This window comes from Clostridium sp., assembly GCF_017888565.1.
Lineage (GTDB): Bacteria > Bacillota > Clostridia > Clostridiales > Clostridiaceae > Clostridium.
In genome coordinates, this window is the sequence record NZ_JAGHFX010000074.1 from 62,968 (window position 1) to 73,251 (window position 10,284).

Consider the following 10,284-nt stretch of genomic DNA (forward strand, 5'->3'; position numbering starts at 1 on the left):
ATTCTTTTTATAAGTGAAATATGCCTGTTTTTCTAATGTTTTTATTAAAATACTATAAAAAATAAAAAATATCAAAAAAATATAAAAAAGGTATTGAATAAAAATGAACAATAGGTGTATAATTATACTATCGTAATTGAAAAAGAAAATGTATATTTAATCATAAAGAGGGGGATTTAATAATGAAAAAAGGAATTATAAAGAAGATATTAGCTGTAACAATTGTTGGGGTTATGGGATTAGGTTTAATAAGCTGCGGAGCAAAAAAGGATAAGCTATCAACAATAAAAGAATCTGGAAAATTAGTAGTAGGTTTAAGTGCTGATTATGCACCATATGAATTTCATATTTTAGATGAAAATGGACAAGATCAAATAGTTGGATTTGATGTTGATATAGCAAAAGAAATAGCAAAAGACCTTGGAGTAGAATTAGAACTACAAGATATGAATTTTGAAAATTTAGTAGCTGGAGTTTCTTCTGGCAAGATTGATTTAGCTATATCAGGAATGACACCGGATGAAGAAAGAAAAAAAGCAATAGATTTTTCAGAGATATATTATGTAGCTGAACACGGGATGTTAGTAAGAGCAGAAGATAAAGATAAGTATAAAACTTTTGAAGATTTAAAAGGACAAAAAGTAGGAGCACAAATGGGTGCTATTCAAGCAGAAATTGCAGAAGAAAAAATTCCAGAAGCAGATCTTCAATTACTTTCAAATGTTAATGATTTAGTGCTTGCTTTAAAAGGTGGAAAAATTGAAGCTTTAGTAGTAGAGTTACCAGTTGCAGAAATGATAGTTAAAAATAATCCAGAACTTATAATAGCAGAAGAAAAAGTTAAAGATGCTGAAGGTGGATCAGCAGTTGGAATTCAAAAGAATCAAGAAGCTTTAGTTGAACAAATAAATTCAACAATTAATAGAATTAAAGAAGAAAATTTATTGGATCAGTTTATTATCGAAGCAAATAAATTAGCAGAAAAGCAAAATTAGTAAGGGGAGTGTAAGCTTTGTCATTAGATTTTAGTGTATTAGCTGGAAATATGAAGTATTTCTATACTGGTATTAAATGGACTATATTAATATCACTTTTAAGTGTTTTATTTGGAGTTATATTTGGTGCATTATTAACAATCATGAAAAGATCGAAATTTAAAATTGGAAAGGTAAAGCCTTTAAATATAGTAGCAACAGCATATATAGAAATTATTAGAGGAACACCAATGTTACTACAAATTATGTTGGTTTATTATGGATTCGATCAATTATTAAATATAAATATGGATCCTCTACCAGCTGGTATAATAGCAGTTTCCTTAAATTCAGCGGCATATGTTTCTGAAATTATAAGAGCAGGTATAGATGCTGTAGATAAGGGGCAATTAGAAGCTGCAAGAAGTCTAGGGATGAATCAATTTATGGCTATGAAGCTTATAATAATCCCACAAGCAACTAAAAATATTTTACCTGCTATAGGTAATGAGTTTGTTACAGTAATAAAGGAATCTTCAATGGCATCTGTTATAGGTGTTGGAGAAATTATGTATAGTGCAAAAGTTATTACAGGAAAAACTTTTAGAGCATTTGAACCTTTAATTGTTGCAGCTGTATTCTACTTTGTTATTACATTTACACTTGGAAGAGTTATGAATTATATAGAAAGGAGAATGAAGGCAAGTGATTCACGTTAATAATTTACACAAATATTTTGGAGAAAATGAAGTTTTAAAAGGCGTTAATGATCATATAAAAAAAGGTGAAGTTGTTGTTGTAATAGGGCCTTCAGGATCAGGTAAAAGTACGTTTTTAAGATGCTTAAATTTATTAGAAGAGCCAACTCATGGTGAAATAATATTTGAAGGACAAAATATAACAGATAAAAATATTGATATAAATAAAATAAGAGAAAAGATGGGAATGGTGTTCCAACAATTTAATTTATTCCCTCATAAGACGGTATTAGAAAATATAACAATAGCACCTATGAATGTAAAGAAGAAATCAAAATCTGAAGCTGAAGAAAAGGCAAAAGAATTATTAAAGAGAGTAGGACTTTTAGATAAGGAAAATGCTTATCCAGCCTCATTATCAGGTGGACAAAAACAAAGAATAGCAATAGCAAGAGCCTTAGCTATGGAACCGGGTGTTATGTTATTTGATGAACCAACATCTGCTCTAGATCCAGAAATGGTTGGAGAAGTTTTAAGTGTTATGAAAAGCTTAGCTAAAGAAGGAATGACTATGGTTGTAGTAACACATGAAATGGGTTTTGCAAAGGAAGTTGGAGATAGAATATTATTTATGGATGGCGGAAATATAGTGGAACAAGGAACTCCAGAAGAAATATTCACAAATCCTAAAAATCCAAGAACTATAGATTTCTTATCTAAAGTATTATAATAATAAAAATAAAAACAGTTTTACAATGTTGTAAGACTGTTTTTATTTTCATAATGAGTGATTATTTCCTAAATAATTGCGGGATAGATCAGTTTTAAATATATATTTATCTCCTCTTATAATGGAGACTGTATATTGAATAAGTATATCGTTTTCATATGAAAATCTCTCTAACATTGTACAAGGATCCTTAGAAGAAATTTTTAATAAATCACACTGCCAATATCTTGGTAGTACTGGCTTAAAGGTTTCTACAATTCTATCTAATTGTAAATCATACTTTTTAGTAAGATATGAAGTCATAGATTCTTTTTCTATTTTTCCAATTTCTATATGATAAAACCTATTTTGCGGAAGATAAAGTGTTTCAATCATTATTGGACAAGAGTCGGCAAATCTCAAACGAATTATCTTGTGAAATATTTCATTACACTTCCTTTCTAGTTTAGAAGCTAGTATATCATTAATTGAAACTAATTCATGTCCAATCACTACGTTACTGACATTTATATTTTTATTTCTTAGCTCATCTGTAAAAGAATAAAATTTAAATAAGTTCTGTTCATAAACTATTGGTTTTACAAAAGTTCCCTTCCCTTGAACTGTATATATATATCCATTAAATTTTAAATGATTAAGAGCTTGACGGATTGTAGATCGGCTTACGTGATAGCGTTCACATAAGGCTCGCTCTGATGGGAGCGATGAGTTCTCATTAAAATTACTTTGTTCTATACTAGAAAGAATTTTTTCGGATATATCTACATAAAGAGGTTTCTCAGCCATAAAATCACTCCTTAAGGCAAAAGTTATTAATTAAAATTATATACCAACTTAGCATGTAAATGAAATAAGAAGATTAGATACAATTGATATGACTGGTATATATACCAATTAAATACAATTACTGAAAGTGGTTCATAATTATTCAAAAGTATTGTAAATAATAAATGAAGAAATATAATTAAGTCATACAGTTGATGTAAATGAATACATGGATTTGGGTTAGGAGGAAGGGATAAGTGAGTAAACCAAATATAGTATTAACAAGAGTAGATAATAGATTGGTTCATGGGCAAGTGGGATTAACATGGACAACATCATTAGGAGTTAACTTAGTTATAGTAGCTGATGATAAAATCTTTAAAGATACATTTCAACAAGATTTAATGACAGTAATAACAAATACAGCAGGAGTAAGTATAAGATTTTTTACGATAGACATGACCATTAAAGCTATACCAAAGGCAAGTGAAAGACAGAAGATATTTTTGGTTTGTAGAACATTAGAAGACGCAAGAAGATTAATAGAAGGAGGTGTTCCAATAGAAGAATTAAATATAGGAAACTTACATTTTGTAAAAGGAAAAAAAGCGATAAGTAAAAAAGTATATGTCAATGATAAAGATTTAGAAGACTTAGATGCTATAAAGAGTACTAAAATAAAAATATTTATTCAAGATGTTCCAGGAGATATTAAAGAGTATATTAAATGAAATGAAAAAGACACAGGGGGAATTATTAATGCCAAATATATTACTAGTGAGGATAGATAATAGATTAGTACATGGACAAGTAGGAGTAACATGGACTACTTCTTTAGGAGCAAATTTAATTGTTGTAGCAGATGATTTAAGTGCAAAGGATCCATTACAACAGCAACTAATGAGTATTACAGCAGAATCTTCAGGGGCTGGAATAAGATTTTTCACTATTGAAAAGACAATAAATATAATTCATAAAGCTTCTTCTGCACAAAAGATATTTATAGTATGTAGAACCCCAAATGAAGTAAGAGCATTAGTAGAAGGTGGAGTTCCTATAAAAGACGTAAATGTTGGAAATATGCATTTTGATAAGGGGAAGAGACAAATTAGTAAGAAGGTATATGTTGATGATAAAGATTTAGAAGATTTAAGATTTATAAAATCAAAGGGAATAAATGTATTTATACAAGACGTTCCTGGTGATATTAAAGAAAGTATAAAATAGGGAGGATTTATAATGCAAAGTATTACTTTAATTCAAGGTATCCTTTTAGCAGTAATGGCGACTATAGTAGGAATTGATTTTTGGTTAGAAGGATTATTTATTTTTAGACCTATAATAGTATGCACACTAACAGGAATTATTTTAGGTGATTTACAATTGGGATTATTAGCGGGAGGACTTACTGAATTAGCTTTTGCAGGGTTAACACCAGCAGGGGGAACACAACCACCAAATCCAGTTTTAGCAGGAGTTATGACAACTGTTATAGCATATACTACTGGAAAAGATGCAGCTACAGCAATTGGACTTGCACTACCATTTAGTTTCTTAATGCAATATGTAATTTTATTTTATTATTCAACATTTTCTTTCTTTATGAATAAGGCAGATAAATACGCAGATGATGCTGATATAAATGGATTAATTAGATTAAATATATTAACTACTTTAATAGTAGCATTAACTTATGGAGCGATAGTATTTTTATCTGCATATGTAGCGCAAGATGCTATGCAATCTTTAGTAAATTCAATGCCAGCTTGGCTTACTCATGGATTTGAAATAGCAGGAGGAATATTACCAGCAGTTGGATTTGGAATGTTATTAAAGGTAATGTTAAAGAAGCAATATATACCATTCCTAATGGTAGGATTTGTTGTAGCTTCATTTATACAATACTCTAACCTATTACCAGTAGCGGCAGTAGGAGCTGCATTTGCTTTATTTACTTATAATCTTGATAAGGAAAAGGAAAGCTTAATAGTTAAGTCAAATAATGAAGGAGATGATTTAGGTGAAGGAATCTAAGAAAGTATTAACTAAAAAAGATATTACTAAGCTTGGTCTTATGTCATCATTTTTACAGGCGAGTTTTAATTATGAGAGAATGCAAGCAGGTGGATTTACAATAGCACAACTACCATTTATTAAGAAGATATATAAGAACGATAAGAAAGCTATATCAGATGCAATGAATGATAACCTTGAGTTTATAAATACACATCCCAATTTAGTTGGATTTTTGATGGGATTACTTATATCTTTAGAAGAAAACAATGAAGATAGAAGTATTATTAAAGGATTAAAAGTTGCTTTGTTTGGACCATTAGCAGGAATAGGTGATGCAATATTTTGGTTTACTTTATTACCAATAGTTGCAGGAATAAGTGCTTCTTTTGCAATGGAAGGTAGCGTGCTTGGACCGATAATATTCTTTGCTGTATATTTAATAGTATTTATATTAAGAATTGCTTGGACTCATTTGGGGTATAACTTAGGAGTTAGAGCTATAGATAAAATAAAGCATAATTCAAAAGTTATAGGCAAAGCAGCAACTGTTTTAGGAGTAACAGTAATAGGTGGATTAATAGCATCTTATGTAAAAATAAATGTTTTAACCAGTATAGTTGTTAATGAAAGTAAAACTGTATCATTACAAACAGACTTTTTTGATAAAATATTTCCTAATATTTTACCATTAGGATATACATTATTAATGTATTTCTTAATAAAAAATAAGAAAATTAGCCCAGTAGTACTTATTTTTTCAACATTTATAATGGCTATATTGCTTTCATTCTTTGGAATTTTATAGTTAAGCGAATTAATTTAAAGCTATTCTTATTCTTCTTAGTGTTTCTTAAATATCTAAGATAGTTTTGAGAATAGCTTTATTTTTATAAATTATTTAGAGGGAGGAATAAAAATGAAAAAAAGAGCTTTAGCTACTTTTATTACAGCTATGTGTGGTCTTGGATTTTTTTCAAATTGGACTTCAAGTAATGCTTATACTTTAATTGATAATATTAGTGTTGAAAAATTAGACACTGATATTTCAAAGGCAAATGAAAATATTTTTTTGAATGGAAATGGAATTGCTTTAGAGGTAGACAATAGAGGTGCTACATGTATTTATCTAGTAGATGAAAATGGAGTTAAAACAAAAGCCACTACTTCTTTAGAGACAGCAGATCTTTCAGGATATCCAATAATAGGTGGACAGAAGATAATAGATTTTGTAATTATGTCAAAAAATTTAGAAGAAAATATAAACTCGACATTAGGAGTTGGAAATAGACTTACTATTATATCGAAAAGTTCATCTTCCAATTTAATAAGAAAGGTAGTATTAGAAACATCTAGTAGCAATCCAGGAGCAATATATTCAACAGTAAGTTATAAAGCAGAAAGTAATGACTTATTAGTAGACAGTTTTAATGAAAATCAGTATACAATGAATTTAGGACAAGGGCCTTTTCTTGCATATCGAGGATGTGCAGACCAACAAGGAGCAAATACTATAGTTAATATTACTAATGGATATAATCATAATAGTGGACAAAACAATTATTCTGTAGGAGTTCCATTTAGTTATGTTTATAACTCTGTTGGAGGAATTGGAATAGGTGATGCATCAACTTCAAGAAGAGAATTTAAGTTGCCTATTATAGGGAAAGATAATACAGTTTCATTAGGAATGGAGTGGAATGGGCAAACTTTGAAAAAAGGTTCTGAAACTGTTATAGGCACAAGTGTTATAACTGCGACAAATGGTGATTATTATTCTGGTTTAAAGAGTTATTCAGAAGTTATGAAAGATAAGGGAATATCTGCACCAGCTTCAATACCTGATATAGCATATGATTCTAGATGGGAAAGTTGGGGATTCGAATTTGATTTTACAATAGAAAAAATAGTTAATAAATTAGATGAACTTAAAGCGATGGGAATAAAACAAATTACGCTAGATGATGGATGGTATACTCATGCTGGTGATTGGGAGCTAAGTCCTCAAAAGTTTCCAAATGGAAATACAGATATGAAGTATCTTACAGATGAAATCCATAAAAGAGGAATGACAGCTATTTTATGGTGGAGACCAGTAGATGGAGGGATAAATAGCAAATTAGTAGCTGAACATCCAGATTGGTTTATTAAGAATTCGCAAGGGAATATGGTTAGGTTACCAGGCCCTGGAGGTGGAAATGGAGGAACAGCGGGATATGCATTATGTCCAACTTCAGAAGGTGCAATTCAACATCATAAAGATTTTGTAACTGTAGCATTAGAAGAATGGGGATTTGATGGATTCAAAGAGGATTATGTATGGGGAATACCTAAATGTTATGATAGTTCTCATAAACATTTAAGTTTATCAGATACATTAGAAAATCAATATAAATTTTATGAAGCTATATACGAACAGTCTATGGCAATAAATCCAGATACTTTTATAGAATTATGTAATTGCGGAACACCTCAGGACTTTTATTCAACACCATATGTGAATCATGCACCAACAGCAGATCCAATTTCAAGAGTACAAACTAGAACAAGAGTGAAAGCATTTAAAGCCCTATTTGGAGATGATTTTCCAGTAACAACAGATCATAATTCAGTTTGGTTACCATCAGCATTAGGTACAGGATCAGTTATGATTACTAAACATACAACATTAAGTAGTTCAGATAGAGATCAATATAACAAATACTTTGGGCTTGCAAGGGATTTAGAATTAACAAAGGGAGAATTTATAGGAAATTTATATAAATACGGAATAGATCCATTAGAGTCATATGTTATAAGAAAAGGAGCTGATATGTATTATTCATTCTACAAAGATAATTCTAGTTATTCAGGAAATATAGAAATAAAAGGATTAGACAGTAATACCACATATAGAATTGAGGATTATGTTAACAATAGGGTTATTGCTAGAGGAGTAAAGGGACCAACAGCTACTATAAATACAAGCTTTAGCGATAATTTATTAGTTAGAGCAATACCAGATGATACACCAGCAGAAGTTACTACATTTGATGTTGGAAATAATACAATATTATCATCAACAGATAGTGGAAATTCTAAATATTTAAATGCTGTTTCTACTATACTAGAAAAGACAGCAACAATAGATAGTTTAAGTATTTATATAGGAAATAATTCAGAAAATGGCAAAGTACAAATTGCTATTTATGATGATAATAACGGGAAACCTGGTAGTAAAAAGGCTTACGTAGAAGAGTTCATTCCTACTAAAAATAGTTGGAATACAAAGAAGGTTGTAAATCCTGTTACATTACCTTCAGGTCAATATTGGTTAGTTTTCCAACCTGATAATGATGTACTACAAACAAAAACTAATCCATCATCCATGAAACAAAGTGCTAACAATAATCCATATAATTATGATGTATTACCAAATTCATTTCCTATTGGAACAGGATATAATACTTATAAAGGCGATGTATCTTTTTATGCAACTTTTAAAGAAGCAAGCAGCGAAGCAATTCCTCAAAATTCTTGGGCACTAAAATATGTAGATAGTGAAGAAACGGCAGGTGAAAATGGAAGAGCTACAAATGCTTTTGATGGCAATAATAATACTATCTGGCACACAAAATATAGCGGCGGAAACATTGCACCAATGCCACATGAGATTCAAATTGATTTAAGGGGAGTATATAGTATAAATCAAATTAATTATCTACCAAGACAAGACGGAGGAACAAATGGTACAATAAAGGACTATGAAGTTTATTTAAGTTTAGATGGAGTGAACTGGGGACAGCCTATATCGAAAGGAACCTTCGAATCAAATTCTACAGAAAAAATAGTAAAATTCAATGAAACAAAAGCTAGGTATGTAAAACTTAAAGCACTGTCAGAAATTAATAATAAGCAATTTACTACAATAGCAGACTTAAAGGTATTTGGATGGGAGATATCCAAAATAGAAAAGCCATTACAAAATGCTGAAACTTATTTGAATATACCAACTTATGATGGATTAAATCAAAGTACCCATCCAGATGTTAAATATTTCAAAAATGGCTGGAATGGATATAAATATTGGATGATAATGACACCAAATAGAACAGGTAGCTCAGTTGCTGAAAATCCTTCAATACTAGCATCTAATGATGGAATAAATTGGGGAGAGCCTGCAGGTGTTACAAATCCTATAGCTCCAATGCCACAAGTAGGACATAATTGTGATGTTGATATGATATATAATGAAGCAACAGATGAGTTGTGGGTGTACTGGGTAGAATCAGATGATATAACAAAAGGATGGGTTAAACTAATAAAATCAAAGGATGGAGTAAATTGGAGTTCTCAGCAAGTGGTAGTTGATGATAATAGGGCAAAATATAGTACTTTATCACCATCTATAATATTTAAAGATAATAAATACTATATGTGGTCAGTTAATGCAGGAAATAGTGGCTGGAACAATCAAAGTAATAAAGTTGAATTAAGGGAATCAAGTGATGGAGTAAACTGGTCTAATCCAACAGTTGTAAACACATTAGCTCAAGATGGATCTCAAATATGGCATGTAAATGTAGAATATATACCATCAAAAAATGAATACTGGGCTATATATCCAGCATATAAAAATGGAACAGGTAGTGATAAAACAGAGTTGTATTATGCGAAATCAAGTGATGGAGTAAATTGGACAACTTATAAGAACCCTATATTATCAAAAGGAGAATCTGGTAAATGGGATGATATGGAGATATATAGAAGCTGTTTTGTGTACGATGAGGATACAAATATGATAAAGGTTTGGTATGGAGCTGTGAGTCAGAATCCTCAAATATGGAAAATAGGTTATACTGAAAATAACTATGATAGATTTATTGAAGGCTTAACACAATAATATACATTTAATAAAAGGAGTGAGGAAGATAGTATAATGTTACTTTTTCTAACTCCTTTTATCTTTAGTAAGACTAGTAGGGGCAATCGACTTTTTTATATGAACTATAAAAAATTATTATTTTACTATAGATATCAAATATAATATATATAGGCGTAATAAAGAAAAGATAAATGGGGGTAATTTTCTAATGAATAAAGATAATCACTCTAAGTATTGGAA

The 10,284-nt window shown here is 30.1% G+C and carries 9 protein-coding genes; 8 read left to right on the forward strand and 1 reads right to left on the reverse strand.

Translation table 11 applies throughout. From position 1 onward, the window contains the following. The first annotated feature begins 182 nt into the window (after window positions 1-182). Genes J7M87_RS14455 through J7M87_RS14465 form a run of 3 tightly spaced genes read left to right on the forward strand, consistent with a single transcriptional unit; the run spans window position 183 to window position 2,402 of the window. A complete protein-coding gene (locus tag J7M87_RS14455; protein WP_291651884.1) occupies window positions 183-995 on the forward strand; it encodes a transporter substrate-binding domain-containing protein in 813 nt (270 codons plus the stop codon). 50 nt (window positions 996-1,045) lie between these two features. After that, window positions 1,046-1,693, forward strand: coding sequence for an amino acid ABC transporter permease (locus J7M87_RS14460; protein ID WP_291651903.1), 648 nt, complete (start codon window positions 1,046-1,048; stop codon window positions 1,691-1,693). Then, on the forward strand, window positions 1,680-2,402 hold the full coding sequence (locus J7M87_RS14465) for an amino acid ABC transporter ATP-binding protein (RefSeq protein WP_291651886.1): 723 nt from the start codon (window positions 1,680-1,682) through the stop codon (window positions 2,400-2,402). The genes J7M87_RS14460 and J7M87_RS14465 overlap by 14 nt, the downstream gene beginning before the upstream one ends. A 48-nt stretch (window positions 2,403-2,450) precedes the next feature. Here the strand turns inward: J7M87_RS14465 and J7M87_RS14470 are convergent, their stop codons facing one another. Continuing rightward, window positions 2,451-3,188 carry a GntR family transcriptional regulator gene (locus tag J7M87_RS14470; protein WP_291651888.1) on the reverse strand — a complete coding sequence of 246 codons (738 nt, stop codon included), beginning with the start codon at window positions 3,186-3,188 and terminating at the stop codon, window positions 2,451-2,453. A 236-nt stretch (window positions 3,189-3,424) separates the two neighbouring features. Between J7M87_RS14470 and agaB (J7M87_RS14475) the strand changes: the two genes are divergently transcribed. The 5 genes from agaB (J7M87_RS14475) (at window position 3,425) to J7M87_RS14495 (ending at window position 10,062) form a co-directional block, all read left to right on the forward strand. Further along, window positions 3,425-3,898 carry a PTS galactosamine transporter subunit IIB gene (agaB, locus tag J7M87_RS14475; RefSeq protein ID WP_291651890.1) on the forward strand — a complete coding sequence of 158 codons (474 nt, stop codon included), beginning with the start codon at window positions 3,425-3,427 and terminating at the stop codon, window positions 3,896-3,898. Window positions 3,899-3,926: 28 nt separating this feature from the next. Further along, complete coding sequence (gene agaB, locus J7M87_RS14480) at window positions 3,927-4,394, forward strand: PTS galactosamine transporter subunit IIB (RefSeq protein WP_291651891.1); 468 nt, start codon at window positions 3,927-3,929, stop codon at window positions 4,392-4,394. A gap of 12 nt (window positions 4,395-4,406) precedes the next feature. Further along, entirely contained in the window at window positions 4,407-5,201 is a 795-nt protein-coding gene (gene agaC, locus J7M87_RS14485; protein ID WP_291651893.1) for a PTS galactosamine transporter subunit IIC, read from the forward strand. Next, window positions 5,188-5,988 (forward strand): PTS galactosamine transporter subunit IID, encoded by an 801-nt coding sequence (gene agaD, locus J7M87_RS14490; RefSeq protein ID WP_291651895.1) that lies wholly within the window; start codon window positions 5,188-5,190, stop codon window positions 5,986-5,988. Before agaC ends, agaD begins: the two co-directional genes overlap by 14 nt. 111 nt (window positions 5,989-6,099) lie before the next feature. Then, a complete protein-coding gene (locus J7M87_RS14495) occupies window positions 6,100-10,062 on the forward strand; it encodes a discoidin domain-containing protein (protein WP_291651897.1) in 3,963 nt (1,320 codons plus the stop codon). Window positions 10,063-10,284 lie beyond the last annotated feature (222 nt).